26 protein-coding genes are annotated in these 26,138 nt (G+C 73.9%); 16 read left to right on the plus strand and 10 right to left on the minus strand.

Translation table 11 applies throughout. The annotated features are described in order from the left end of the window. Positions 1-152 precede the first annotated feature (152 nt). A complete protein-coding gene (locus ESG85_RS23185; protein ID WP_128982324.1) occupies positions 153-698 on the plus strand; it encodes a TetR/AcrR family transcriptional regulator in 546 nt (181 codons plus the stop codon). 139 nt (positions 699-837) lie between these two features. On the opposite strand, the gene ESG85_RS23190 is transcribed toward ESG85_RS23185, so the two are convergent. Together ESG85_RS23190 and ESG85_RS23195 are read right to left on the minus strand one after the other, a co-directional pair. Continuing rightward, complete coding sequence (locus ESG85_RS23190; protein WP_246095238.1) at positions 838-1,779, minus strand: DeoR/GlpR family DNA-binding transcription regulator; 942 nt, start codon at positions 1,777-1,779, stop codon at positions 838-840. A 247-nt stretch (positions 1,780-2,026) separates the two neighbouring features. Continuing rightward, entirely contained in the window at positions 2,027-3,466 is a 1,440-nt protein-coding gene (locus tag ESG85_RS23195) for an NAD(P)H-quinone dehydrogenase (protein WP_128982328.1), read from the minus strand. Positions 3,467-3,754: 288 nt separating this feature from the next. Here ESG85_RS23195 and ESG85_RS23200 point away from each other — a divergent pair, with 288 nt between their 5' ends. From ESG85_RS23200 to ESG85_RS23215, 4 genes are all read left to right on the plus strand, one after another. Further along, positions 3,755-4,192: a gamma-glutamylcyclotransferase family protein gene (locus ESG85_RS23200; RefSeq protein ID WP_128982330.1), complete on the plus strand. Its 438-nt coding sequence runs from the start codon at positions 3,755-3,757 to the stop codon at positions 4,190-4,192. A gap of 309 nt (positions 4,193-4,501) precedes the next feature. Further along, positions 4,502-5,305, plus strand: a complete 804-nt coding sequence (locus ESG85_RS23205; RefSeq protein ID WP_128982332.1) for a purine-nucleoside phosphorylase — start codon at positions 4,502-4,504, stop codon at positions 5,303-5,305. 373 nt (positions 5,306-5,678) lie between these two features. Then, complete coding sequence (locus ESG85_RS23210; protein ID WP_128982334.1) at positions 5,679-7,337, plus strand: phospho-sugar mutase; 1,659 nt, start codon at positions 5,679-5,681, stop codon at positions 7,335-7,337. Between the two features lie 324 nt (positions 7,338-7,661). Further along, entirely contained in the window at positions 7,662-8,771 is a 1,110-nt protein-coding gene (locus tag ESG85_RS23215) for a glycosyltransferase family 39 protein (protein ID WP_246095239.1), read from the plus strand. A 19-nt stretch (positions 8,772-8,790) separates the two neighbouring features. Here ESG85_RS23215 and ESG85_RS23220 read toward each other — a convergent pair whose 3' ends face one another. The 3 genes from ESG85_RS23220 to ESG85_RS23230 all read right to left on the minus strand — a co-directional run bounded on the left by ESG85_RS23220 (position 8,791) and on the right by ESG85_RS23230 (position 11,423). Continuing rightward, complete coding sequence (locus ESG85_RS23220; protein ID WP_128982338.1) at positions 8,791-9,435, minus strand: PH domain-containing protein; 645 nt, start codon at positions 9,433-9,435, stop codon at positions 8,791-8,793. A 21-nt stretch (positions 9,436-9,456) separates the two neighbouring features. After that, positions 9,457-10,107, minus strand: a complete 651-nt coding sequence (locus tag ESG85_RS23225) for a class F sortase (protein WP_128982340.1) — start codon at positions 10,105-10,107, stop codon at positions 9,457-9,459. A 110-nt stretch (positions 10,108-10,217) separates the two neighbouring features. Beyond that, positions 10,218-11,423 (minus strand): hypothetical protein, encoded by a 1,206-nt coding sequence (locus ESG85_RS23230; protein ID WP_128982342.1) that lies wholly within the window; start codon positions 11,421-11,423, stop codon positions 10,218-10,220. A 263-nt stretch (positions 11,424-11,686) separates the two neighbouring features. Here ESG85_RS23230 and deoC point away from each other — a divergent pair, with 263 nt between their 5' ends. Genes deoC through ESG85_RS23245 form a run of 3 tightly spaced genes read left to right on the plus strand, consistent with a single transcriptional unit; the run spans position 11,687 to position 14,980 of the window. Then, positions 11,687-12,646 carry a deoxyribose-phosphate aldolase gene (gene deoC / locus ESG85_RS23235; RefSeq protein WP_128982485.1) on the plus strand — a complete coding sequence of 320 codons (960 nt, stop codon included), beginning with the start codon at positions 11,687-11,689 and terminating at the stop codon, positions 12,644-12,646. A gap of 5 nt (positions 12,647-12,651) precedes the next feature. Next, the gene (locus ESG85_RS23240) at positions 12,652-14,088 is read left to right on the plus strand and encodes an aldehyde dehydrogenase family protein (protein WP_128982344.1); all 1,437 of its coding nucleotides are present in this window, start codon (positions 12,652-12,654) and stop codon (positions 14,086-14,088) included. Further along, positions 14,081-14,980, plus strand: coding sequence for an aldehyde dehydrogenase family protein (locus ESG85_RS23245; protein ID WP_128982346.1), 900 nt, complete (start codon positions 14,081-14,083; stop codon positions 14,978-14,980). Before ESG85_RS23240 ends, ESG85_RS23245 begins: the two co-directional genes overlap by 8 nt. 147 nt (positions 14,981-15,127) lie before the next feature. Here ESG85_RS23245 and ESG85_RS23250 read toward each other — a convergent pair whose 3' ends face one another. Next, positions 15,128-15,520 carry a hypothetical protein gene (locus ESG85_RS23250; RefSeq protein WP_128982348.1) on the minus strand — a complete coding sequence of 131 codons (393 nt, stop codon included), beginning with the start codon at positions 15,518-15,520 and terminating at the stop codon, positions 15,128-15,130. A gap of 53 nt (positions 15,521-15,573) precedes the next feature. On the opposite strand from ESG85_RS23250, the gene ESG85_RS23255 reads away from it, so the two are divergent. Next, positions 15,574-16,275: a uridine kinase family protein gene (locus tag ESG85_RS23255; protein ID WP_128982350.1), complete on the plus strand. Its 702-nt coding sequence runs from the start codon at positions 15,574-15,576 to the stop codon at positions 16,273-16,275. Between the two features lie 168 nt (positions 16,276-16,443). Here ESG85_RS23255 and ESG85_RS23260 read toward each other — a convergent pair whose 3' ends face one another. Next, the gene (locus tag ESG85_RS23260) at positions 16,444-17,169 is read right to left on the minus strand and encodes a SigE family RNA polymerase sigma factor (RefSeq protein ID WP_128982352.1); all 726 of its coding nucleotides are present in this window, start codon (positions 17,167-17,169) and stop codon (positions 16,444-16,446) included. A gap of 169 nt (positions 17,170-17,338) precedes the next feature. On the opposite strand from ESG85_RS23260, the gene afsQ1 reads away from it, so the two are divergent. From afsQ1 to ESG85_RS23285, 5 genes are all read left to right on the plus strand, one after another. After that, positions 17,339-18,016, plus strand: coding sequence for a two-component system response regulator AfsQ1 (afsQ1, locus tag ESG85_RS23265; protein WP_181019089.1), 678 nt, complete (start codon positions 17,339-17,341; stop codon positions 18,014-18,016). A gap of 17 nt (positions 18,017-18,033) precedes the next feature. Next, positions 18,034-19,554 carry a sensor histidine kinase gene (locus ESG85_RS23270; protein ID WP_128982356.1) on the plus strand — a complete coding sequence of 507 codons (1,521 nt, stop codon included), beginning with the start codon at positions 18,034-18,036 and terminating at the stop codon, positions 19,552-19,554. Next, positions 19,551-20,219, plus strand: a complete 669-nt coding sequence (locus tag ESG85_RS23275) for a hypothetical protein (RefSeq protein ID WP_342781376.1) — start codon at positions 19,551-19,553, stop codon at positions 20,217-20,219. Before ESG85_RS23270 ends, ESG85_RS23275 begins: the two co-directional genes overlap by 4 nt. 358 nt (positions 20,220-20,577) lie before the next feature. After that, positions 20,578-21,132, plus strand: coding sequence for a VanZ family protein (locus ESG85_RS23280; RefSeq protein ID WP_246095232.1), 555 nt, complete (start codon positions 20,578-20,580; stop codon positions 21,130-21,132). A gap of 77 nt (positions 21,133-21,209) precedes the next feature. Beyond that, entirely contained in the window at positions 21,210-21,410 is a 201-nt protein-coding gene (locus ESG85_RS23285; RefSeq protein ID WP_128982360.1) for a PspC domain-containing protein, read from the plus strand. Positions 21,411-21,569: 159 nt separating this feature from the next. Here ESG85_RS23285 and ESG85_RS23290 read toward each other — a convergent pair whose 3' ends face one another. Both ESG85_RS23290 and ESG85_RS23295 read right to left on the minus strand, forming a co-directional pair. Next, entirely contained in the window at positions 21,570-21,986 is a 417-nt protein-coding gene (locus ESG85_RS23290; protein ID WP_128982362.1) for a hypothetical protein, read from the minus strand. Between the two features lie 190 nt (positions 21,987-22,176). Next, positions 22,177-23,331, minus strand: coding sequence for an adenosine deaminase (locus ESG85_RS23295; protein WP_128982364.1), 1,155 nt, complete (start codon positions 23,329-23,331; stop codon positions 22,177-22,179). A gap of 129 nt (positions 23,332-23,460) precedes the next feature. Between ESG85_RS23295 and ESG85_RS23300 the strand changes: the two genes are divergently transcribed. Both ESG85_RS23300 and ESG85_RS23305 read left to right on the plus strand, forming a co-directional pair. Further along, positions 23,461-24,237 carry a GNAT family N-acetyltransferase gene (locus ESG85_RS23300; RefSeq protein ID WP_128982366.1) on the plus strand — a complete coding sequence of 259 codons (777 nt, stop codon included), beginning with the start codon at positions 23,461-23,463 and terminating at the stop codon, positions 24,235-24,237. Positions 24,238-24,325: 88 nt separating this feature from the next. Next, a complete protein-coding gene (locus ESG85_RS23305) occupies positions 24,326-25,099 on the plus strand; it encodes an alpha/beta hydrolase (protein ID WP_128982368.1) in 774 nt (257 codons plus the stop codon). Positions 25,100-25,150: 51 nt separating this feature from the next. Here ESG85_RS23305 and ESG85_RS23310 read toward each other — a convergent pair whose 3' ends face one another. Then, positions 25,151-26,104 carry a LysR family transcriptional regulator gene (locus tag ESG85_RS23310; RefSeq protein ID WP_128982369.1) on the minus strand — a complete coding sequence of 318 codons (954 nt, stop codon included), beginning with the start codon at positions 26,102-26,104 and terminating at the stop codon, positions 25,151-25,153. Positions 26,105-26,138: the final 34 nt, after the last annotated feature.

The following is a 26,138-nucleotide window of genomic DNA, read 5'->3' on the forward strand; positions in this document are numbered from 1 at the left end:
ACGAAGGGTCCGCGGACAACCGTCCGCGGGCCCTTCGCCCGTCCGGGAGACGTCCGCGCGACCCAGATCCGCACGGGCCGGGCCTCGCTCCCCCCACAGGCGGCTCTCGCCCCCGTACGGGCGGGACGGAATCCACGCAGGAAGGACCGCGCATGCGTGCCGACGCGCGCCGCAACCGTGAGCGGCTGCTCGCCGAGGCCCGCGCCGCCTTCGCCGCGCAGGGCACCGACGCGTCACTGGAGGACATCGCCCGCCGCGCCGGCGTCGGGATCGGCACCCTCTACCGCCACTTCCCGACCCGGGAGGAACTGCTCGGCGCCGTCTTCCGCGAAGGACTCGCGGAACTGCTCGACCACTCGGCGGAACTCGCCGGGGCGAGCGACCCGTGCGCCGCGCTTGCCGGCTGGCTGCGCACCCTGATCGCCCACGCGGGCGAGTACCGCGGGCTGTCGGTGGCGCTCATGTCCGCGTCGTACGGCCGGAGTTCGGCACTCACCGAGTGCAGCGAGCCGCTGCGGGCGGCGGGCGAACGCCTGCTCGCCCGCGCCCGTGAGGCGGGCACGGTGCGGGCCGACGTGTCGATCGGCGACCTGATGAAGCTCACCAACGCCATCGCCCTGGCCGCCGAACGCTCCCCGGAGGACCCGGAGTTGGCGGACCGCCTGCTCGACCTGACGCTACGGGGCCTGCGGGCGTGAGGAGTTGCCCCCGGGGCTCGGGGGCCCGACGGCGCGACCGGGGAGGGCTCGCGGAGCCCGCCGCCCGCAGCGGCTCGCCGCACTCGGCGAGCGCCGGTGCGGCGGCCCGGTGCGGGGAGGGTCGCCGGGGCCGTGGCGGTCAGCGGCGGCGCATGTCCGCCACGCGTACCGCCGGGCGGTCGGGCGCCAGCACGTCGTTCGCGAGCGGGCCGCCCGGGCCGCCGGGGCCGCCGCGGAACTGCCCGCCCGGGAGCCGGCCGCGCTGGCCCGGCAGCGGCAGCTCACGACGCGGGCGGGCGCCCGGAGGGTGCTGCTCGCTCCCGTGGCCCGGGGCGCCGGTGCCCGCCACCGCGATCTGCACGCCCTGGTCGGCCAGGGCCTGCAACTCGGTGGCGGCCCGCTCGTCGTGGACCGGCGGCTCGTCCGTGACCAGGCGGGTGATGACGTCGGTCGGCACCGTCTGGAACATGGTGTCGGTGCCGAGTTTGGTGTGGTCCGCGAGGACCACGACCTCCGCCGCCGCCTGCACGAGGGCCCGGTCCACGCTCGCGGAGAGCATGTTGGAGGTGGACAGACCGCGCTCGGCGGTCAGTCCGCTGCCGGACAGGAAGGCCCGGGAGACCCGCAGGCCCTGGAGCGACTGCTCGGCCCCGCTGCCCACCAGCGCGTAGTTGGAGCCGCGCAGGGTGCCTCCGGTCATGACGACCTCGACCCGGTTGGCGTGGGCGAGGGCCTGGGCGACGAGCAGCGAGTTGGTGACGACCGTGAGCCCGGGCACCCGGGCGAGCCGGCGGGCCAGCTCCTGCGTGGTGGTGCCCGCGCCGACGACGATGGCCTCGCCCTCTTCGACGAGGCTCGCGGCGGCGTCGGCGATGGCGGTCTTCTCGGCGGTCGCGAGATGGGATTTCTGGGGGAAGCCGGACTCTCTCGTGAATCCGCCCGGCAGTACCGCACCGCCGTGCCGGCGGTCGAGGAGTCCTTCTGCCTCCAGGGCCCGCACGTCTCGCCGTACGGTCACTTCTGAGGTCTGGACGACGCGGGCGAGCTCGCGGAGCGACACGGCTCCATTGGCGCGCACCATTTCGAGGATCAACTGGCGACGTTCTGCAGCGAACACGAAACTGACAGTAACGTGACCGGACGATGCTTTTCAGCACTATGGGCCGAATTGCAGAAGATGCACACAGGCGGGGCCCCCAAGTGATATGGGAGTCCCCGCCGTTGATCGGACGACCGTCAGGGCTATGCCCCGCCTTGCCGGGGGTTGTCCGGGTCGGCGAACCGTTCCCGCAGGCCGGGACGGCCGCCGGCCCGCGCCGGCCGGGCGACTAGGCCTCGGCCGCGGTCTTTCGGGTGTGCAACTGCCGTGCCACTTCCGCGATCGAGCCCGACAGGGAGGGGTACACGGTGAAAGCATTTGCGATCTGTTCGACCGTCAGATTGTTGTCGACCGCGATCGAGATCGGATGGATGAGCTCGCTCGCGCGCGGCGCGACGACCACGCCGCCGACCACGATGCCGGTGCCGGGGCGGCAGAAGATCTTGACGAAGCCGTCCCGGATGCCCTGCATCTTGGCGCGCGGGTTGCGCAGCAGCGGCAGCTTGACGACCCGGGCCTCGATCTTGCCGCCGTCCACGTCGGCCTGGGTGTAGCCGACGGTGGCGATCTCCGGGTCCGTGAAGACGTTGGAGGAGACGGTCTTCAGGTTGAGCGGGGTCACCGCGTCGCCGAGGAAGTGGTACATGGCGATGCGGCCCTGCATGGCCGCCACCGAGGCGAGCGCGAACACGCCGGTGACGTCGCCGGCCGCGTAGACGCCGGGCGCGGAGGTGCGGGAGACCTTGTCGGTCCAGATGTGCCCGGAGTCCTTGAGCCGTACGCCGGCCTCCTCCAGCCCCATGCCCGCGGTGTTCGGGATGGCGCCGACGGCCATCAGGCAGTGGGTGCCGGAGATGACCCGGCCGTCGGAGAGGGTGACCTCGACGCGGTCGCCGACCCGCTTGGCGGACTCGGCGCGGGAGCGGGCCATGACGTTCATGCCGCGGCGCCGGAAGACGTCCTCGAGGACGGCGGCGGCGTCCGGGTCCTCGCCGGGCAGCACGCGGTCGCGGGAGGAGACGAGGGTGACGCGCGAGCCGAGTGCCTGGTAGGCGCCGGCGAACTCGGCACCGGTGACACCGGAACCGACCACGATGAGCTCCTCGGGGAGCTCCTTGAGGTCGTAGACCTGGGTCCAGTTGAGGATCCGCTCGCCGTCCGGCTTGGCGTCCGGCAGCTCGCGCGGGTGACCGCCGGTGGCGATGAGGACCGCGTCGGCGGTGATGGTCTCCTCGCTGCCGTCGACGGCGGTGACGACCACCTGGCGGGAGCCGTCGAGTGCCTGCCGCCCGGAGAGCCGGCCGCGGCCGCGCAGCACGCGGGCGCCCGCGCGGGTGACGGAGGCGGTGATGTCGTGGGACTGGGCCAGGGCGAGCCGCTTCACACGGCGGTTGACCTTGCCGAGGTCCACGCCGACGACGCGGGCCGCCTGCTCGAGGTGCGGGGTGTCGTCCGCGACGATGATGCCCAGTTCCTCGTAGGACGAGTCGAAGGTGGTCATCACCTCCGCGGTGGCGATGAGGGTCTTGGAGGGAACACAGTCCGTCAGGACCGACGCGCCGCCGAGGCCGTCGCAGTCGACGACGGTCACCTCCGCGCCGAGTTGGGCGCCCACCAGGGCCGCCTCGTATCCGCCGGGTCCGCCGCCGATGATCACGATCCGGGTCACTGGGATCTACGCCTCGCGCTCTCGTTCTGCCGGGGGGTGCGGCCCCCGCTGGGCTGCAGTGCGTACGCCATTGTCCCGCACGCTTCAAAGTGCGTACCCCATTGTCCCGCACGGACGAACGACCCACGCGCCGGGGCCGCCCGGTGGGGTGGAGAGGGGCGGGCGGGCCGGTGGCGAGGCCGGGTCGAGGTCGCGCCCGGGTGCTACCGGCGGGTCACCTCCCCCCGCCGTACGGGCGTCACCGCGGGCCCCGTCACGCACCCCGTGCCCTCCCGTACCCTCGACCCCATGTCGCTCTACGCCGCGTACGCCGGCAACCTCGACGCGCGGCTCATGACCCGCCGCGCACCGCACTCGCCGCTGCGCGGCACCGGCTGGCTGAACGGCTGGCGGCTGACCTTCGGCGGCGAGCAGATGGGCTGGGAGGGGGCGCTGGCCACGATCGTGGAGGCCCCACGGTCCCAGGTGTTCGTCGCCCTGTACGACATCGCGCCGATGGACGAGGAGTCCATGGACCGCTGGGAGGGCGTCGGCCTCGACATCTACCGCCGGATGCGGGTCCGGGTGCACACGCTGGAGGGCGACGAGCCGGCGTGGGTGTACGTGCTGAACGCGTACGAGGGCGGGCTGCCCTCCGCCCGCTACCTGGGCGAGGTCGCGGACGCGGCCGAGTCGGCGGGCGCCCCGCACGACTACGTGATGGAACTCCGCAAACGCCCCTGCTGAGCCCGGGCCGGAGGCGGTCCGGGAGGGGTGGGAAGGACGGGCCGAAGGCGGTTCCGGGAGGGTGGGGAAGGACGGGGCCGGAGGCGGGTCCGGGAGGGTGGGGAAGGACGGGGCCGGAGGCGGTCCGGACACGGTCCGGAGGCCGTCCGGAGGCGGAACCGCCGCTTTCGTCGGAAACGACAAGACAACGATCGCAGCTCCGTGCGCAGCGTCATCTACGCGCGTAGGGTTTCTCGGGCTAGGCTGCTGGGCGTATCAAATCCGTCCGGGGCTCCCCTCGGACCCCCCCTCCCCGAGGCGAGAGAGTCAGTGAACGCTACTGCCACCCCGTACGAGGCCGCCGAGGCCGCCGCCGCGCGTCTCCGCGAGCTGACCGGCGTCGAGAACCACGACGTCGCCCTGGTCATGGGCTCCGGCTGGGCCCCTGCCGTCGACGCCCTTGGCGCTCCGGAGGCCGAGTTCCCGGTCACCGAGCTGCCCGGCTTCCCGCCGCCGGCCGTGGAGGGCCACGGCGGCAAGATCCGCTCGTACAAGATCGGCGACAAGCGCGCCCTGGTCTTCCTCGGCCGCACCCACTACTACGAGGGCCGCGGCGTCGCCGCCGTCGCCCACGGCGTGCGCACCGCCGTCGCCGCCGGCTGCAAGACGATCGTCCTGACGAACGGCTGCGGCGGCCTGCGCGAGGGCATGCGCCCCGGCCAGCCGGTCCTGATCAGCGACCACCTCAACCTGACGGGCGCGTCGCCGATCGTCGGCGCGAACTTCGTGGACCTCACCGACCTGTACTCGCCGCGGCTGCGCGCGCTGTGCAAGGAGGTCGACGAGACGCTGGAGGAGGGCGTGTACGTCCAGTTCCCCGGCCCGCACTACGAGACCCCGGCCGAGATCAACATGGTCCGCGTCATGGGCGGCGACCTGGTCGGCATGTCCACGGTCCTGGAGGCCATCGCGGCCCGTGAGGCCGGCGCCGAGGTCCTGGGCATCTCGCTGGTCACGAACCTCGCCGCCGGTCTCTCGGGCGAGCCGCTGAACCACGAGGAGGTCCTGCAGGCGGGCCGCGACTCGGCGGCCCGCATGGGCGAGCTCCTCACCCGGGTGCTGGACCGCATCTGACGCACCCGGCCGGGACCGCGCCCCGGAGATCCCGCCCCGCCCCGTCGGTGAGGCGGGGCTTCCGTCGGCGGGGGCCCGCGCCGAACGCGCGGGGGCCGGGGTACGGCCGCGGGCCGTACCCGTACGGGGGCCGGGGGCCCGGCCCCGGTTCGGGAAGGGGCGGGACGGGGAAGGGCTCCGCGCAGCGGCACCCGGCACCCCACGCGTCCGCACGCACCCCACGGCACCGCACGCGACCCCCGCACCACGGGCGGCCCCGCACGCGACCCCCGCACCACCGCGACACCACCGCACGCACCGCGGCGGCCACCGCGCGGCACCGCGTCCCGCCCCCGCTCCCACCCGCCCGCACCACCCCGAAAGGCACACCACCGTGACGCAGGACGACCTCCTCGCCCGGGCCCAGGCGTGGCTCGCCGAGGACCCCGATCCGGAGACCCGTGAGGAGCTCGGCGCGCTCCTCGACCGCGGCGAGGCCGCGCGTGACGAGCTCGCCGACCGCTTCGCCGGCACCCTGCAGTTCGGCACCGCCGGACTCCGCGGCGAGCTGGGCGCGGGTCCGATGCGGATGAACCGCGCCGTGGTCATCCGCGCGGCCGCCGGCCTCGCCGCGTACCTGAAGGCGAAGGGCCACGACGGCGGCCTCGTCGTCATCGGCTACGACGCCCGCTACAAGTCCGCCGACTTCGCCCGCGACACCGCCGCCGTGATGACCGGCGCCGGCCTGCGCGCCGCGCTGCTGCCGCGCCCGCTGCCGACGCCCGTCCTGGCGTACGCCATAAGGCACCTGGGCGCCGTCGCCGGCGTCGAGGTGACCGCGAGCCACAACCCGCCGCGGGACAACGGCTACAAGGTGTACCTGGGCGACGGCTCGCAGATCGTCCCGCCCGCCGACGCGGAGATCGCCGCCGAGATCGCCGCGGTCCGCTCGCTGAACGACGTGCCGCGCCGCGACTCCGGCTGGGAGACCCTCGGCGACGAGGTCCTGGAGGCCTACCTGACCCGTACGGACGCCGTCCTGACGCCCGGGTCCCCGCGCACCGTGCGGACCGTCTACACGGCCATGCACGGCGTCGGCAAGGAGGTCCTGACGGCCGCCTTCGCCCGGCACGGCTTCCCTCCCCCGGCGCTCGTCGCCGAGCAGGCGGACCCGGACCCGGCGTTCCCGACCGTCGCGTTCCCCAACCCGGAGGAGCCCGGCGCCATGGACCTCGCCTTCGAGGCGGCCCGCGCCGTGGACCCGGACATCGTGATCGCCAACGACCCGGACGCCGACCGCTGCGCGGTGGCCGTGCCGGACGCCTCCGCCGACGGCGGCTGGCGGATGCTGCGCGGTGACGAGGTCGGCGCGCTGCTGGCCGCGCACCTGGTGCACAAGGGCGCGCGGGGCGTGTTCGCGGAGTCGATCGTGTCGTCGTCCCTCCTCGGCCGGATCGCCGAGGCGGCGGGCGTCGGCTACGAGGAGACGCTGACCGGCTTCAAGTGGATCGCCCGGGTCGAGGGCCTGCGTTACGGCTACGAGGAGGCGCTCGGCTACTGCGTCGACCCCGAGGGCGTCCGCGACAAGGACGGCATCACGGCGGCGCTGCTCGTCGCCGAGCTGGCCTCCGAGCTCAAGGAGCAGGACCGCACGCTGACGGACCTGCTGGACGACCTGGCGGTGGCGCACGGTCTGCACGCCACGGACCAGCTGTCGGTGCGCGTGGAGGACCTGGGCGTCATCGCGAACGCGATGGCCGCGCTGCGCGAGAAGCCGCCGGTGCGCCTCGCGGGCCTCACGGTCGTCTCGGCCGAGGACCTGGCGAAGGGCACGGAGTCGCTGCCGCCGACCGACGGCCTGCGCTACCACCTGGAGGGCGACTACAAGGCCCGGGTGATCGTCCGCCCGTCCGGCACCGAGCCCAAGCTCAAGTGCTACCTGGAGGTCGTGGTCCCGGTCGCCGACGCGAGCGGGCTGGGGACGGCGCGCGCGAAGGGCACCGAGGTGCTGAACGCGATCAAGAAGGACCTGGCCGAGGCCGCCGGCCTCTGAGCACCGCACGGCGTCGCCGTCGGCGCCGCCCGTGCGGTGCCGACGGCGACGCGGTGCGGCCGAGGCGGAGGCGGAGGGCCCGTACGGAATCGTTTCCGTTCGGGCCCTCGCCCTTTCGGGTGATTCGGGCGCGACAGGGCGTGCGACGCGCTGGCCGCGTCCGGGCGGCCGGGGCAGGGTGGCCCGGTGCCTCCCGTGCCGTCGCAGCCGACCCGCCGCCGCCCCGCACCCGGGGCCGACGGGGCCGTCCTCGTCGCCCCCGCCGGGACGGACCCCGAGCGGCCCCCTGCGGGCGCCGCCCCGCGGCCGGGCCGCGCGGCCCCGGTGCGGGCCGCCCTGCGCCACGCCGCGCCCGCCCTGCTCGGCTATCTCGCCGTACGGCTGCTCGGCCTCGTCGTCCTCGCCCAGTGGGCGCACGTCCAGGGGCACGGCGTGTGGCCGGTGCTCGCGCGGTCGTGGGACTCCAACTGGTACCTGGACGTCGCCGATCACGGCTACACCCACGAGCACCGTGACCGCCTCACCGACCCGCCGCGCAGCCTGGCCTTCTTCCCGCTCTATCCGGCGCTGGTGAAGGCGTTCGCGGCCGTCACGCCCGGGTCCCGGGCGTCCGTGGGCCTGGTGCTGGCCGTGCTGTGCTCGTTCGCCGCCGCCTGGGGCGTCTTCGCGGTCGGCGACCGGCTGCGCGGGCGCCGCACGGGCACGCTGCTCGCCGTGCTGTGGGGCGCGACGCCGGTCGCGGTCGTGCAGTGGATGGGCTACACGGAGTCGCTGTTCACGGCGCTCACGGCCTGGGCGCTGTACGCGGTCCTGACGGGGCGCTGGGCCTGGGCGGCGGGGCTCACGGTGGCGGCGGGGCTGACCCGGCCGACCGGGATCGCGCTGGTGGCGGCCGTCAGCGTGGCGGGGCTGCTCGCCGCGCGCCGTCGCGGGGGCGCCGCGCCCCTGCTGGCCGCCCTCGCGGCGCCGCTGGGCTGGCTGGCGTACGTGGGCTGGGTGGGCGTACGGGTGGGCCGCTGGGACGGCTACTTCGCGGTGCAGCGGGTGTGGGGCAACGTCTGGGACGGCGGCAGGGTGACGGCCGTCCGGCTGCGCGGCCACCTGGCGTACGACGCCGACCCGCAGCTCTTCCTGGTCGTGGTGTCGGTGGTCCTGATCGTGTCGGCGGGCCTGTACCTGCTGTGCCTGGCCGACCGCCAGCCGCTGCCGCTGCTGGTCTTCTGCGGGGTGCTGCTCCTGGTCGTCATCGGCAGCGGCGGCGTCTACTTCCCGCGCGCCCGCTTCCTGGTCCCCGGTTTCCCGCTGCTGCTCCCGCCGGCGACGGCCCTGGCCCGCGCCCGGGTCCCGGCGAGGGTCCTGGCCCTGACCGGCGCGGCCCTCTCCTCGGCGTGGCTGGGCGCGTACATGCTCCTGGTCTGGCAGGGCCCGCCGTGACCGGGCCGGTGGCGGCGCGTCAGCCGGTCGCCGAGAGGATCACCAGGAGCACCAGGCCCGCGACCGCCGGTGCGATGACCTCGTAGGCCCAGCGGACCCGCGGCTCGCCCTGGCACTCCGGCAGGCCGCCGCGGCGCTCGGCGAGCTCGCGCAGTTCGGCCACGGCCTGGTCGGCGGGCGCGGTGCGGGCCTTGGAGTCGCGGACGTCGGCGGTCACCGACGTACGGCGGTGCGGGTCGTCCTGGGAGGCCCGGGCGGCCTGGCGGGCGGCGCGCTTGCGCTGGCGCAGCGAGACCGGGATCGCCCACAGCTGGTAGGTGCGGCCCTCCTGCGTGAGGGCCTCGCTGGAGTAGCCGGCCCGGACGTCGGCGACGGCGCCCCAGGGCAGCGTGACGGTGCGGAACGGGTTGCGGATGCGCAGCCGCTCGGTGCCCGCGAAGACGGCGGGCCGGATGGTGAACGCGACGACGACCGGGATCACCATGAGCAGCGCGGCCAGCGCCAGCCAGGGCGTGCGGCCGTGGCCGCGCAGGATCGAGTCGCCGCCGATGACCACGGCGAGGGCGAGCAGGAACACGCCGCCCGCGATGCCCATGGGCGAGCGGAAGGCACGGTCCTGGACGGGCTCGGAGGGCTGCGGGGCGGGCGGCTCGGGGGTCGTCATGGCCCGATTCTGCCTCAGCCGTCACGCGGCCGCGGCGACGAGGTCGGCGTACACGACGATGTTGTCGGGCCGGTGGCCGCCGACGAGCTCGCCGCCGCAGGTGATCAGCCGGAGCTCGGGCCGCGCGGTGTCGCCGTACACCTTCTTCGTCGGGAACGCCTTCTTGTCGACCTGCTCCAGCTCCCGCACCCGGAACACGGCGTCGGTGCCGTCGGCGCGGGTCACGGTGATCCGGTCGCCGACGTGGATCCGGCCGACGTTCCGCAGGACGGCGGGGCCCTCGGCCGTGTCGTAGTGGCCGATCAGCACGGCGGGCCCGGTCTCGCCGGGCGTGACGCCCTTGTCGTACCAGCCGATCTTCCCGGCCTGCGCGACGCTCGGCACCCGCACGGTGCCGTCGCCGTTGAGTCCCAGCCGGAGCACCGGTCCGGTGTCGACCCCGGCCGCCGGGATCCGTACCCGTACGGGCTCCGAGCGGGCCAGCGGCGTGGTGGCGAGCTGCTCGGCGGGCGCGGGCGCGGCGGTCACGGTGACCTTCGGCGCGGGGACGGCGGCCGCGGGCCGGGGAGCGGACGCGGACTCGGGCGCGGGCGCGGCGCAGCCCGTGAGGGCGAGGGCGAGCGCGGCTCCGGCCAGGGCCGGCAGCGGCAGGCGGGGGCGGGGGCGGGTCATGGGCGTGCTCCGGGAAAGGCTGCGGCGGGCCGCCGAGGAGAGGCGGCCCGCCGGGTGGACTGCGGCGCGAGAGGGGTGTTCGCCGCGTGGAGGGATCTCGGGTCGGAGGGTCAGCCGCGGGCGGTGGGGGCGGCGGCGCGGCGGCGCAGCACCGTGAAGCCGAGCCCGGCGGCCACGACCGCGGCGGCGCCCCCGGCGGAGGCGTACAGGGCCGTGTCGTTGGCCTGCTCCGTGCTGCCGAACTCCGCACCGGCGGCGACGCCGCCCTTGGGCACGACGCTCGTCTGCCCGCCCTGGGTGCGGGTGCCGGTGCCGGCCGCCGAGCCGGTGGCCGTGCCGGTGCCCGTGGCCGGCGTGGAGGTGGGAGCGGTGGTGGGCGCCGTGGTGCAGCTCTTGGGCAGCTTCGGGAAGTCGGTCCAGCGGTACGGCGCGGTGTCGCCGCCGTTGGTGTGGTGCCCGTAGCGCGGGGTGGCGGTGTCCGCGCCCACGATCTTCTGGCCGAGACCGGTCGGGCCGGGGTGGGCGCGGTCGACCGTCTCCCGGACCGTGCCCTTCTCGTCCTTGAGGACGGCCTTCGGGCCCTTCTTCACGTCGTTGGTGAGCGTGACCGTCCAGTACGGGTAGACGGAGGCGATCTTCTCGGTGACGGTGCAGCCGTTCGCCGTGGGACCGGAGAGCACGGTGCCGGGGCGGGGCGCGGGCTTCTGGTCGTCACGGGGGCCGAGGTAGAGCGGTGCGGCCTGCCGGGCGGCTCCCTCGACGTAGGCGGCGAACCCACCGTCGTGCTCCAGGACGACGACGGCCTTGCCGTACCGGAGGACCCGGCGGTTCTCGACGCCGTTGACCGCGTAGGTGAAGCCGCGGCCCGCGCCGTTCTCGACGAGCTGGAGGCCGGCCTTGGTGGCCTGCCGGTCCAGCTCGAGGACCGTGCCGTCGACCAGGCGGTAGAGGCCGGAGGTGCCGGTCTGGGCGGCGTTGCCGCGCCAGGCGAGGGTGCGGCCGTCCTCGAAGAGGACGAGGTAGTCGCCGTTGTCGTTGCCCGCCGCGGGGCGGCCGTTGGCCTCGACGGAGCCGATCGGCTGGGTGCCGTGCTTGAAGCTGTCGGCGCGGTACCAGGTGGGGCCGAGCTTGTAGACCTTGACGACGGTGCCGTGGGAGAGCGTCTCGGTACGGACGAGAGTGCCGGTGGCGGGGTTCTCCGCGGTCGCGGCCGGGCCGTCGGCCGCGAAGGCGGTGCCCGCGGCGAGGGCCGCCGGGGCCGTCGCGAGGCCCGCGAGGAGGGCGGTGACGACGGCGGTGCGAAGGGCGGTGCGCATAACGACTCCTGGGCAATCAGGTGGTGGTCGGAGGAAGTCGCATGCCGCTGACATCTCGTTCGGTTGGGGCCGGTGAGTTCTGGCTGGCTTGCGGAAGAAACGTTACGGATCTTGAGTTCTGGAGCTGTCCACTCCGTGTCACGGGCGTGTGACAGGACTCACCCGCCCCTCCCGTCCCGCCCCGCCACCTGCGCTTTCGCCCGCTCGGACGAGCAGCCCCCTGTACACGCCGCTACGCGCGTAGATATGCTCGACTGGTGACCATGCCCACCACTGCATCCGCAGCACACGCTTTCGCCGACGTGACCACGTCCGAGAGCACGCTGCGCCGCTTCCTCCACGGGCTGCCCGGCGTCGACGCCGTCGGCCTGGAGGCGCGCGCCGCGTCCCTCGGCACCCGCTCGATCAAGACCACGGCCAAGGCCTACGCCATCGACCTGGCCATCTCCATGATCGACCTGACGACGCTCGAAGGCGCGGACACCCCGGGCAAGGTCCGGGCGCTCGCCGCCAAGGCCGTCAACCCCGATCCGACCGACCGCACCACCCCGACGACCGCCGCCGTGTGCGTCTACCCCGACATGGTGACCACCGCCAAGGCCGCCCTGGCGGGCTCCGGCGTCAAGGTCGCCTCGGTCGCCACGGCCTTCCCGGCGGGCCGCGCCGCCCTCCCCGTCAAGCTCGCCGACACGGCCGACGCCATCGCCGCCGGCGCCGACGAGATCGACATGGTCATCGACCGTGGCGCCTTCCTCGCCGGCCGCTACCTGGAGGTCTACGAGCAGATCGCCGCGATCAAGGCCGAGTGCGGCGACCGCGCCCGGCTCAAGGTGATCTTCGAGACCGGCGAGCTGTCCACGTACGACAACATCCGCCGCGCCTCCTGGCTCGGCATGATCGCCGGCGCGGACTTCATCAAGACCTCGACCGGCAAGGTCGCGGTCAACGCCACCCCCGCCAACACCCTCCTGATGCTGGAGGCCGTTCGCGACTTCCGCGCGCAGACCGGCATCCAGATCGGCGTGAAGCCCGCGGGCGGCATCCGCAACACCAAGGAAGCCATCAAGTTCCTGGTCCTGGTCAACGAGACCGCCGGCGCGGACTGGCTGGACAACCACTGGTTCCGCTTCGGTGCCTCCAGCCTGCTCAACGACCTGCTCATGCAGCGTCAGAAGCTGGCGACCGGCCACTACTCCGGCCCCGACTACGTGACGGTGGACTGATCGACATGACCTCCCCCTTCGAGTACGCCCCCGCGCCCGAGTCGCGCTCGGTCGTCGACATCGCACCGAGCTACGGCCTGTTCATCGACGGCGAGTTCACCGACGCGGCCGACGGCAAGGTCTTCAAGACCGTCTCCCCCTCCACCGAGGAGGTGCTCTCCGAGGTCGCCCAGGCGGGCGCCGAGGACGTGGACCGCGCGGTGAAGGCCGCCCGCAAGGCCTTCGAGAAGTGGTCGGCGCTGCCCGGCTCCGAGCGCGCCAAGTACCTCTTCCGCATCGCCCGGATCATCCAGGAGCGCAGCCGCGAGCTGGCCGTCCTGGAGACCCTGGACAACGGCAAGCCGATCAAGGAGACCCGCGACGCGGACCTCCCGCTGGTCGCCGCGCACTTCTTCTACTACGCGGGCTGGGCCGACAAGCTCGACCACGCCGGCTTCGGCGCGAACCCGCGCCCGCTGGGCGTGGCCGGCCAGGTCATCCCGTGGAACTTCCCGCTGCTGATGCTGGCGTGGAAGATCGCCCCGGCGCTCGCGACCGGCAACACGGTCGTCCTGAAGCCGGCCGAGACGACCCCGCTCTCCGCCCTGTTCTTCGCGGACATCTGCCGCCAGGCCGGGCTGCCCAAGGGCGTCGTCAACATCCTCCCCGGCTACGGCGACACCGGCGCCGCGCTCGTCGCGCACCCCGACGTGAACAAGGTCGCCTTCACCGGCTCGACCGCCGTCGGCCGCGCCATCGCCAAGACCGTGGCCGGCACGGACAAGAAGCTCACCCTGGAGCTCGGTGGCAAGGGCGCCAACATCGTCTTCGACGACGCGCCGATCGACCAGGCCGTCGAGGGCATCGTCAACGGCATCTTCTTCAACCAGGGCCAGGTCTGCTGCGCGGGCTCCCGCCTGCTGGTCCAGGAGTCGGTCCACGACGAGCTGCTCGACTCCCTCAAGCGCCGCCTGTCGACGCTGCGCCTCGGCGACCCGCTCGACAAGAACACCGACATCGGCGCCATCAACTCCGAGGAGCAGCTGACCCGGATCACCTCGCTCGTCGAGCAGGGCGAGGCCGAGGGCGCCGAGCGCTGGTCCGCCGCCTGCGAGATCCCGGCCGCCGGCTACTGGTTCGCCCCGACGCTCTTCACGAACGTCACCCAGGCGCACACCGTCGCCCGCGACGAGATCTTCGGCCCCGTCCTGTCGGTGCTGACCTTCCGCACGCCGGACGAGGCCGTCGCGAAGGCCAACAACAGCCAGTACGGCCTGTCGGCGGGCATCTGGACGGAGAAGGGCTCCCGCATCCTCGCGGTCGCCGACAAGCTCCGCGCGGGCGTCGTCTGGGCCAACACCTTCAACAAGTTCGACCCGACCTCGCCGTTCGGCGGCTACAAGGAGTCGGGCTTCGGCCGCGAGGGCGGCCGCCACGGTCTGGAGGCCTACCTCGATGTCTGAGAAGTCCGAGCAGAACCGCCTGAGCGTCTTCAAGACCTACAAGCTGTACGTCGGGGGCAAGTTCCCCCGCTCCGAGAGCGGCCGGGTGTACGAAGTGACGGACTCGAAGGGCAAGTGGCTGGCCAACGCGCCCCTCTCCTCCCGCAAGGACGCGCGTGACGCCGTCGTGGCCGCCCGCAAGGCCTTCGGCGGCTGGTCGGGCGCGACCGCGTACAACCGCGGCCAGATCCTCTACCGCGTCGCCGAGATGCTGGAGGGCCGCAAGGGCCAGTTCGTGCACGAGGTCGCGGACGCCGAGGGCCTGTCGAAGAACAAGGCGGCCGCGGTCGTCGAGGCCGCGATCGACCGCTGGGTCTGGTACGCGGGCTGGACCGACAAGATCGCCCAGGTCGTCGGCGGCGCCAACCCGGTGGCGGGCCCGTACTTCAACCTCTCCACCCCGGAGCCGACCGGTGTCGTCACCGTCGTCGCGCCCCAGGAGTCGTCCTTCCTGGGCCTGGTGTCGGTGATCGCCCCGGTCATCGCGACCGGCAACACGGCGGTCGTCATCGCCTCCGAGAAGGCCCCGCTGCCGGCCCTGTCCCTGGGCGAGGTCCTCGCCACCTCGGACCTCCCGGGCGGCGTGGTCAACATCCTGTCCGGCAAGGCGTCCGAGATGGGCCCGCACCTCGCGGCCCACCTCGACGTCAACGCGATCGACCTCACGGGCGCGGACGCCGACCTGGCCCGCGAGCTGGAGATCGCCGCGGCGGACAACCTCAAGCGCGTGCTGCGCCCGCGCACCGAGGACTTCGCCGGGGCCCCCGGCACGGACCGCATGACCGCGTTCCTGGAGACCAAGACGGTCTGGCACCCCACGGGCAGCCTGGGCGCCTCCGGCTCCTCGTACTGACCGCCGCTCCTCCGAGCGGCCCGTCACAGCGACCGTACGGGCGTCCCGTCCGGCGCCCGTACGGCGAAACGGCCCCCGGCCACCGGAACGCGAGTCCCGGTGGCCGGGGGCCGTTCGACGCGCCCCGCGAAGGCGCCCCGCGCCGCCCTACGGCAGCAGCGACTGGGCCAGCGGCCCCGCCACCGGCAGGTCGGCCAGGGCGCCGCCCTTCGTGACGTGGTCGGTGACCAGGTTCGTGCCGACCGGCTTGAAGTCGGCGACCTGCGTGCCGAGCCCGTTGTCGAGCGGGTCGACGCCCGTGTTGGCCAGCGGGTCGAGCTGGAGCCGGGTCAGCGGCGCCACGCCGTGGCCGAGCCCCTCCAGGGCCGCGGCGCCGTCCACCCGGGTCAGGGAGTCCGGCGGCAGCGGCACGCCGACGCCCTCGGCGGCCTGGGCGCCGGCTCCGGCGCCGAACACGGCGGCTCCCGCCGCGGTGACGGTGAGTCCGGCCTTCAGCAGGGCACTGCGACGGGAGGTTCGGGGAGCGGCGTGACTCGCCATGGGGAGAAGTCCTTCCAGAGGGTGCTCGAGCGGGCACCGACAGTAGTGGAGGTGTGACGCTCGATACCAACGGGCCGCCTCGGGGGTCCCCTGCACGGGGGAATGCCTCACACTGGTGTCCCGTGAGTTCCCAACCGATCCCGACCCGGGTCGTCCTGATCGCGGGCCCCTCCGGCTCCGGCAAGTCGTCCCTCGCCGCCCGCACCGGTCTGCCGGTCCTGCGCCTCGACGACTTCTACAAGGAGGGCGACGACCCCTCCCTGCCCCTCGTCGACGGCAGCACGGACATCGACTGGGACTCCCCGCTGTCGTGGGACGCGGACACCGCCGTCACCGCGATCACCGAGCTGTGCCGTACGGGCCGGACCGACGTCCCCGTGTACGACATCGCCACCAGCTCCCGCACCGGCCACGAGGTCCTCGACATCGGGCGGACGCCGCTGTTCGTGGCGGAGGGCATCTTCGCCGCCGACATCGTGGCGCGCTGCCGTGAGCTCGGCGTGCTCGCCGACGCGCTGTGCCTGCGCGGCCGGCCCTCCACGACCTTCCGCCGCCGGCTGCTGCGGGACCTCAAGGAGGGCCGCAAGTCGGTGCCGTTCCTGCTGCGCCGCGGCTGGCGCCTGATGCGGGCCGAGCGGTCGATCGTCGCCCGCCAGACCGCGCTCGGCGCCCACCCGTGCGCCAGGGACGAGGCCCTGAGCCGCCTCACCGCCGCCGCGGCGGCCCGCGCCCGCGTCCCCGCGACGCCCGCGTAGGCGCCCGCGTAGGCGCCCGCCCCTTCGACCCGCCCGGAGAACGCCCGCATCCCGGACACGCCGAGGGCCGGGCAGGATCCCCCGATCCTGTCCGGCCCTCGCCTGTTACCCGTACCCCCGTACGGTCCCCCGTGTCTTCCCCCGTGCCCCCGTGTTCCCCCGTATCCCTCAGGCGACGAGCTCGCCGAAGGACTCCTCCTCGTCACGGCCGAAGCTCAGCACCTCGTCCTCGCGCAGTCGCCGCAGCGAGCGCCAGATGCTCGACTTCACCGTGCCGACACTGATGTCCAGGATCTCCGCGATCTCCGGGTCGGTCCGGCCCTCGTAGTAGCGCAGCACCAGCATCGTGCGCTGGAGCTCGGGCAGACGGGCCAGCGCCTGCCAGAGGACCGCGCGCAGTTCGGTGCCGCGCATCGCGTCCGTCTCGCCCACCGTCTCCGGGAGCTCCTCGGTCGGGTACTCGTTGAGCTTGCGCCGCCGCCAGGCGCTGATGTGCAGGTTCGTCATCGTGCGGCGCAGGTAGCCGCCGACCGCGGCCTTGTCGCTGATCCGGTCCCAGGCGCGGTACGTGGAGAACAGCGCGCTCTGGAGCAGGTCCTCGGCCTCGAAACGGTCACCGGTCAGGTGGTAGGCGGTGGCGTACAGGGAGGCCCGGCGCTCCTGGACGTAAGCGGTGAACTCCGCTTCCGACCGGCTGGAGCGCTCCCCCGTGGCCTCCCCGTACACCGCTCCCCCGTCAGCCACGGCGACCATGTACGGCGCCTTGTGCTGACGCCCGACGCCGCGAACGCACCCCCGTCCGTTCAATGCCGCGCCGGACTTCTCGGTGCTCCGCGTGACGTCGTGGAGACGCGTGACAACTGCGCTGGAGGTGGTGCTGTGCAGTGCGTTCATCTCGCGCCCCCCGTCGGTTGGAGTCCGTAGGTCCTTGATGTCGAAAAGCCTGCCCGGCCGACTTCATGGCGGTGTCCGCCGACTGTCACAGGCGTGTCACAGGCGGGGGCGGCACGGAGACGTGACCGGACGGTCGAACTCGGACGGCCGCATGGGACAGAATGAGGCCGTGCCTTTCCTGTTGCTGATCGAGGACGACGACGCCATCCGCACGGCCCTCGAGCTGTCCCTGTCACGCCAGGGCCACCGTGTGGCCACCGCGGCGACGGGCGAGGACGGCCTGAAGCTGCTCAAGGAACAGCGGCCCGACCTGGTCGTCCTCGACGTCATGCTGCCCGGCATCGACGGCTTCGAGGTGTGCCGCCGGATCCGGCGTACGGACCAGCTGCCGATCATCCTGCTCACCGCGCGCAGCGACGACATCGACGTCGTGGTGGGCCTGGAGTCCGGCGCCGACGACTACGTGGTGAAGCCGGTGCAGGGCCGGGTGCTCGACGCCCGGATCCGCGCGGTGCTGCGCCGCGGCGAGCGGGAGTCCACCGACTCCGCCACCTTCGGCTCCCTCGTCATCGACCGCTCCGCGATGACGGTGACGAAGAACGGGGAGGACCTGCAGCTCACGCCGACCGAGCTGCGGCTGCTCCTGGAGCTGAGCCGGCGGCCCGGACAGGCGCTGTCGCGCCAGCAGTTGCTGCGGCTCGTGTGGGAGCACGACTACCTGGGCGACTCGCGCCTGGTCGACGCCTGTGTGCAGCGGCTGCGCGCCAAGGTCGAGGACGTGCCCTCCTCGCCGACCCTGATCCGCACCGTACGGGGCGTGGGCTACCGGCTGGACGTTCCTGCGTGAGCAGAGGGATCGTCTCGATGCTGAGGTTCACCAGCCTCCGGCTCCGCCTCGTCGTCGTCTTCGCCCTGGTCGCGCTCACCGCGGCGGTCTCGGCCTCCGGCATCGCGTACTGGCTCAACCGCGAGGCCGTGCTCAAGCGCACCCAGGACAGCGCGCTCAACGACTTCCGGCAGGAGATGCAGAACCGGGCGGCGACGCTGCCGGCGCGGCCCACCGAGGAGGAGCTGCGGCACACCGCCGAGCAGATGGCGGGCGGCAGCGCCGGCTACAGCGTGCTGCTCATCGGCGAGCGGGCCGCGGGCAAGCCGATCGTGGGCGCCTCGAACCCGGACGTGTTCACGCTCGCGGACGTGCCGCGTTCGCTGCAGACCGCCGTGACCACCGAGCGTCCGGTGTCGGAGGCCAACCCGTACCCGTACCACCTGTTCTGGCAGCGCACCCAGCGCGGCTCGACGCCGTACCTGGTGGGCGGCACGAAGATCGACGGCGGCGGGCCGACCGGCTACATGTTCAAGTCGCTCGCCGCGGAGAAGGCCGACCTCAACTCGCTGTCCTGGTCGCTGGGCATCGCCACCGGCCTCGCCGTGATCGGTTCGGTGCTGCTCGCGCAGGTCGCGGCGACGACCGTGCTGCGCCCGGTGCACCGGCTCGGCGAGGCGGCCCGGCGGCTCGGCGAGGGCAAGCTGGACACCCGGCTGCGGGTCTCCGGCAACGACGAACTGGCCGACCTCTCCCGTACGTTCAACAGCGCCGCCGAGTCGCTGCAGAAGAAGGTCGCGGACATGAGCGCGCGGGAGGAGGCCAGCGCCCGCTTCGTCGCCGACATGTCGCACGAACTGCGCACGCCGCTGACCGCGCTGACCGCCGTGACGGAGGTCCTGGAGGACGAGCAGGACGCGCTCGACCCGATGATCGCGCCCGCCGTCGCCCTCGTGGTCAGCGAGACCCGCCGGCTCAACGACCTGGTGGAGAACCTGATGGAGGTGACCCGTTTCGACGCGGGCACCGCGCGGCTCGTCCTGGACGACGTCGACATCGCCGACCAGATCACCGCCTGCATCGACGCGCGGGCCTGGCTGGACGCCGTGGACCTGGACGCCGAGCGCGGGATCGTCGCGCGGCTCGACCCGCGCCGGCTCGACGTGGTCCTGGCCAACCTGATCGGCAACGCGCTCAAGCACGGCGGCTCGCCGGTGCGGGTGTCGGTGCGGACGGAGGAGACGGAGGACGGCGAGGAGCTGGTGATCGCGGTGCGCGACCACGGGCCCGGCATCCCGGTGGAGGTCCTGCCGCACGTCTTCGACCGCTTCTACAAGGCGAGCGCGTCCCGCCCGCGTTCGGACGGCAGCGGTCTGGGTCTGTCGATCGCGATGGAGAACGCCCTGATCCACGGCGGTTCGATCACCGCCTCCAACTCCACCGACGACGACGGCCGGGTGGACGGCGCGGTGTTCGTGCTGCGGCTGCCCCGGGACGCCTCGGGGATCGCGCGCGAGCTGCGGACCCGCAGCAGCCAGGGCGAGGTGGAGGAGAGTTGAGACTGCGCCGTACGCCGGGGCGGGGCCCCGCGCGGGGACTTCGCCCGGCCCGGGCCCTTCGCCGTACGGGGCTCGCCGCCCTGGGGGCCGCCCTCGTCCTGTCGGGCTGCGGCATCCGTACGACCTCGGTTCCGGTCGACGCCGGCGCGGCGCCCACCCGGGTGCCGTGCAGCGTGCCGGGTGACCGGGTCGTGACGGGCGCGCCGAGCCGGGCGCCGCTGCGCGTGTACCTGGTGTGCGGTGCCCAGCTGGAGGCCGTCGAGCGCAGGTCGCCGCTGCCGGAGGAGAAGGCGGCCGGCGCCCCGGTGCGCACGGCCTCGGCGCTGCTGGCCCAGCTGGAGGGCGAGCCGTCGGAGGAGGAGCGCCGGGCCGGTTTCGCCACGGCGGTGAAGGGCCCGCTGGTGGTGAGCGCGGCCCGGGCGGGCGATCCGAAGGGCACGCTGCGGCTCAGCCGCCAGCCGGAGGACCTGCCGCCGACGGCCCTTGCGCAGATCGTCTGCACCTTCGCGGAGAGCACGGCCGGTGAGCCGGGCGGCTCCGGCACCACGGCCGACTCCGTCGTCCTCGGCGGCCCCGGCCCCTACGGGCCGCGCCGCTACACCTGCACGACCGAGCTGAAGGAACGCCCGGAGTCGGCGGTCCCGTCGTCCCCGGCCAAGTCCTGAGGGACGCCGCGGGCGTCGCCGGGCGGCAGGGCGTCGGGTGCGTCGGGCCACAGAGCCGGGACGCCGGGCGGCGGGACGCCGGGCGGCGGGACGCCGGGCGGCGGGACGCCGGGCGGCGGGACGCCGGGCGGCGGGACGCCGGGCGGCGGGGCGCGGGGGTGACGGGGCGCGGGGTGACGGGCTCCGGGGCTCGGGGGCGCCGGAGCGGGTGGTCGTCGCGGTGGTCGCGTGCGTGACGCTGTCGCTGTTCCACGCTTGTGACGGTCCCGGCGGAACCGATTCCGCCGGGGGGGACGTCTTGGGGGGCGTGCAACGTCAAGGTTCGGATGGGTCGGGCAGTGCAGGCGACTCTGTCGCCGTGGTCGTACGCGTGGCGGGGTTCGCCCTCCTCCTCGCCCATCTGCTGCTCGTGGCCTGGGTGACGCTCCGCCCGCGCGACGTGGCGTGGGTGACCGCGCCGAATCTCACCCCGCTGGCCGGCATCGAGGGCGATCTGGCGCTCGGTCCGGCCGAGGCCGCGCGGCGGATCGTCTGCGGACTGCTGCTCCTGGCCCCGCTCGGGGTGCTCCTTCCGATGGCCGACGGGCGGCTCACGGTGTCGCCGTGGGCGTCCCTGGCCCGTACGACGGCGGCCGGTGCGCTGGTCTCGCTGGCGGTGGAGCTGCTGCAGACGGCGGTGCCCGGACAGGTCGTGGACGTCGACTCGGTGCTCCTGAACACGGCCGGGGTGGCGCTCGCGCACGTGCTGTTCGTCCCGGCGGGACGGGCGCGGCTGCGCCGCGGTCCGCGCGGGACCCGGTCCTCCTCCCGGCCCGGCGGGCCCTCCTCCTCCGGGAGGACGGCGGAGCGGGCTTCCCAGCGGACTTCTCAGGGGCCGACCCCGACGATTCCCAGGGTCGGGATCGCCCCGTAGAGGGACGCTTTGTCCGCGGTCCGGCGGCACGATGGAGTCATCGGACATTCCGAGCACCCGGACTGAAGGAGCCCACCATGGCCGCACTTTCCCGCCCCCGTGACGGACGCGTGATCGGCGGAGTGTGCGCTGCGCTGGCACGGCGCTTCGGCATCTCCGCCTGGACGATGCGCACGATATTCCTGGTCTCGTGCCTGCTGCCGGGTCCGCAGTTCCTGCTGTACCTGGCGCTGTGGGTGCTGCTGCCCGCGGAGAAGACGACGAGCACGGCCTGGTAGGTCCCGGGCCCGCCGCGCCCGGCGCGGCCGCTCGCCGACACGCCGAAGGGGCGCTCACCCGGTGGTCCGGGTGGGCGCCCCTTCGGCGTACGGGAGGCGTACGGGGAACGTACGGAGGGCCGACCGCACGGGGGGCGTGCGGCAGGCGGGCGCGGGGCGTCAGACGCCGAGGCCGCCCAGCGGCAGACCGTTCACCGGCAGGCCGCCGAGGAGGCCGGTGGCCGCGCCGAGCGGGGTGGAGCCGAGGCCGGCCGTGGCGCCGTCCAGCGGCAGGTTCTGCGCCTGCTTCTGCACCTCGCCCGGGAGGTTCTGGGCCTGGTCGACCGCGCCCGGCAGGGTCTTGGCGGCCTCCTGGGCACCGGTCCCGAGGGCACCCTGGCCGCCGGACAGGGCCTCGGCCGCACCCGCCGGGAGCTCCGTGAGGTCCTCGCCGAGCGGCACGGCGCTGGTGACCGTGCCGAGCGCGTCGGAGCCGACGACCGGCAGCGCGGCGGCGGAGGCCGTTCCGGCGGCGGCAGCGGCGAAGGCGGCACCGAGGGCGGCGACACCGAGCGTCTTGGCGGCAGACTGCTTCATCAGAAAATCTTCCTCAGGATTCTCGGGTGCGTCTCGGGGCGGCGGGGAAGAAGGCCCTGAGAGCAGGGGGAATTTCGGGGAATGCGGAGTGGCTACGCAAACTAACCATCGAAAGTCCCGGCCGCAAACACCGGACGGCGGCCGGGCGTGGTGTGCCCGGCCGCCGTCCGCTCCGTCCCGAGGGCGGCGATCAGTCCGCCTGGAGGGAAGATTCGCTGGTCGCGGCGGTCTGCTGGAACAGCCATTCGGATTTCAGCTCGGCGTAACCGGGCTTGATCACGTCATTGATCATGGCGAGTCGTTCATCGAAAGGAATGAACGCTGATTTCATCGCATTGACCGTGAACCACTGCATGTCGTCGAGCGTGTAACCGAAGGCGTCGACCAGGAATTCGAATTCCCGGCTCATGCTGGTGCCGCTCATCAGCCGGTTGTCGGTGTTGACCGTCGCGCGGAAGTGCAGCTTGCGCAGCAGCCCGATGGGGTGCTGCTGGTACGACTCGGCGGCGCCGGTCTGCAGGTTGGAGGTGGGGCACATCTCCAGCGGGATGCGCTTGTCGCGCACGTACGCGGCGAGCCGGCCGAGGGTCACCGTGCCGTCGTCGGCGACCTCGATGTCGTCGATGATCCGCACGCCGTGGCCGAGCCGGTCGGCGCCGCACCACTGGAGGGCCTGCCAGATCGACGGCAGGCCGAAGGCCTCGCCCGCGTGGATCGTGAAGTGGTTGTTCTCCCGCTTCAGGTACTCGAAGGCGTCGAGGTGCCGGGTGGGCGGGAAGCCGGCCTCGGCGCCCGCGATGTCGAAGCCGACGACGCCGGAATCGCGGTAGCGGTTGGCGAGTTCGGCGATCTCCAGGGCGCGGGCCGCGTGCCGCATCGCGGTGAGCAGCGCGCCCACCCGGATCCGGTGGCCGTTGGCCCTGGCCTGCCGTTCGCCTTCGCGGAAGCCCTCGTTGACCGCCTCGACGACCTCTTCGAGGGTGAGGCCGCCCTCCAGGTGCTGCTCGGGCGCGTAGCGGACCTCCGCGTAGACGACGCCGTCCTCGGCGAGGTCGACGGCGCACTCGGCGGCGACCCGGACCAGGGCCTCGCGGGTCTGCATGACGGCGCAGGTGTGCGCGAAGGTCTCGAGGTAGCGCTCCAGGGAGCCGGAGTCCGCGGCCTCCCGGAACCAGATGCCGAGCTTGTCGGGCTCGGTCTCGGGGAGGCTGGTGTAGCCCTGGGCCCGGGCGAGTTCGATGATCGTGCCGGGGCGCAGGCCGCCGTCGAGGTGGTCGTGCAGCAGGACCTTCGGGGCACGGCGGATCTGATCCGCCGAGGGGGTGCTGGGGATCTGGCTCGTCATTGCCGCACTCTAGCGCCTACGCGCGTAGAGCGCGCCTGTTCGGCACCGTCTCGTTCCGCCCGTTTCCCCGGACGCCGCTCCGCCCGCAACTCCGGTGCGGCCGTGTCCGGCGACGCCTAACCTGCCGGTATGACGACCACCGCCGCCCACGCTGCCGAACTGCGCCGGATCCACGGCTTCCTGGCCTCCACCGGCCGTCGGCAGGCCGAGCGGACGATCGACTTCCCCGGCGGGTTCGCCGCGCTCGACGACACGTACGCGCTGTCCCATGGCGACAACTACGTGCTGGTGGACGGGCCCACCGACCCCGAGGCCCTGCCGGGCCGGGTCGACGAGCTGATGGCGCACCTGCCGTTCCGCAACGTGTACGTCCCCGACGCGGCCGTCGCGGAGGCCTGCGCCGGGCCCCTGGCGAGGGCCGGCTACACGTGCTCCGAGGTCGTCACGATGCTGCACACCGGGCCCGTGCCGGAGCTCGGCGGGGCCCGCGAGGTCGACCTGCCCGCACTGCGCGGCCCCGTCGCCGAGAGCTGGCGGCGTTTCCTGCCGGACGCCGGGGACGACGTCGTCCACACCCTGGTGGAGCGCCGCGCGGTCCGGCGCCGGCGCGCCGACGACGTCCGTTTCCTCGCCTCGCACGACGAGTTCGGCGAGGTCGCGTCCTGGGCCGACCTGTACCTCGACACGGACTCGGGCATCGCCCAGATCGAGGACCTGGTCACCGCCGGGACGCACCTCCGGCAGGGCCACGCCGGGGTCGTCGTCGACACCGCCCTGCGGATGGCCCACGCCGCCGGCTGCACCACCGTCTTCCTGACGGCCCTCGCCACCGACTGGCCCCGCCACTGGTACGGGCGCCGCGGCTTCGTCCCGGTGGGCGCTCTGGCCTGCTTCGAGCGGGAATGAGCCACAAGGGCGTTCGCTCAGCGGACGGTTCGTAACAGAGACCGCGCGTACCCCTCGCGTACGCCCCGGCTTCTGAGACCGTGCCGTCATGGCGCACAACGCACTCGTGGGAACGGCCGGCTCCCGGGCACCCCGGCTCGGCCGTCCCGTCGCGGCGCCGGCCGCGGTCACCGAAGCGGGCGGGGTCGTGCTGCTGCTGCCGGACGGCGAGGTCACGTCCGGGCGGCGGCACTCCGTACGGGCCCATGCCGCCGTCCTGCCGCTGGGACGGCGGCTCGTGCGGGCCGGGCGGGCCGACGGGCTCGTCGCGCACGTGGTCCGCTACCGGGGACGGGGCTGGAACGGGACGGAGGCCCGGCAGGCGGCGGACGCCCGGTGGGCGGTGTCGGAGGCGGTACGGCGCTACGGCGACGTGCCGGTCTGCCTGGTCGGGCGCGGCATGGGCGCGCGGGCGGCGCTGGCCGCCGGAGGGCACTCGGCGGTGACGGCCGTCCTGGCACTCGCCCCCTGGCTGCCGGAGGACGACCGTGCGGCCGAGCCGGAGCCGGTGCGGCAGCTCGTGGGGCGGCGGGTGCTGATCGTGCACGGCACCAACGACGCCCGTACGGACCCGGAGTTGAGCTACCGGCTGGCCGAGCGGGCGAAGAAGTCCAACCGGGACACCTGCCGCTTCGAGGTCCACACGGACGGGCACGCCCTGCGTCAGTACCGCGACGAAGTGCACGCCCTGGCCGCCGACTTCGTCCTGTCCGCGCTCTTCGCCCGCCCGCAGAGCCGCCCGCTCGCGGACGCGATGGCGGCACCGCCGCCGCTGGGCCTCCGGATGCCGTTGGCTGCGGGGTTCGGGCGGTCGTCCGGCTGACGGCCGGCGAAGGTCCGGCGCGGGGGCCACGGCTCCGGCCGCCGCCTCCGCTCACTCCGGCAGCAGGCTGCCCCGCTTGCTCAGCAGGAACTTCTTGAACGCGGCCACCGGTGGGGTGTCCGGGTGACCGTCCAGCCAGGCCACGCCGATCTCGCGGACCGCGCGCGGCGAGGTCACGCCGAGTTCGACGACGCCGGGGCGGGCGACGGCCGGGGGCGGGAGCAGGGCGACGCCGAGGCCCGCGGCGACCAGGCCGCGCAGGGTCTCGGCCTCCTCGCCCTCGAAGGCGACGCGGGGCGTGAAGCCGGCCTGCGCGCACAGGTCGTCGGTGATGCGGCGCAGCCCGTAGCCCGGCTCCAGGGTCACGAAGGTCTCGTCGGCGGCCTCCGCGAGGCGGATCCGCTTGCGGGTGGCGAGCCGGTGGTCGTCGGGCACGACGAGCCGCAGCCGCTGTTCGTCGAGGCGGCGGCCGACCAGGTCGGGCGCGTCCGGCACGGGCGAGGTGAGGCACAGGTCGAGCTCGCCGGACCTGAGCCGTTCGATCATCGCCTCGCCGTAGTTCTGGACCAGGGTGAAGCGGACCCTCGGGTGGTCGACGCGGAAGGCGCGGATCAGCCCGGGCACGGTCTCGGAGCCCATGGTGTGGAGGAAGCCGAAGGCGACCCGGCCGGCCGTGGGATCGGCGTCGGCCCGTACCGTGTCGGCGGCCCGCTCGACCTCGGCGAGGGCCCGCTCCGCGGCGGTGAGGAAGCGGCGGCCGGCCGGGGTGAGCGAGACGGTGCGGCCGCGGCGGGCGAACAGGGCGACGCCGAGGTCCTCCTCGAGCCTGACCATGGCCCGCGACAGGGTCGACTGCGGGACGCCCATCTCGGCCGCCGCGCGGGTCACGTGCTCGTGCCGGGCGACCGCGGCGAAGTACGCGAGCCGCGGCGCGAGCAGCATTCCCATGTCTTCTTCGTTACTGTTCGGTGACAGGCGAGGCTGTGACCTGTATTCATGCACCACGGGAACGATTACAGCAGATCCGTGCATTGGACGC

The sequence above is a fragment of the Streptomyces roseicoloratus genome, assembly GCF_004117935.1.
GTDB lineage: Bacteria > Actinomycetota > Actinomycetes > Streptomycetales > Streptomycetaceae > Streptomyces > Streptomyces roseicoloratus.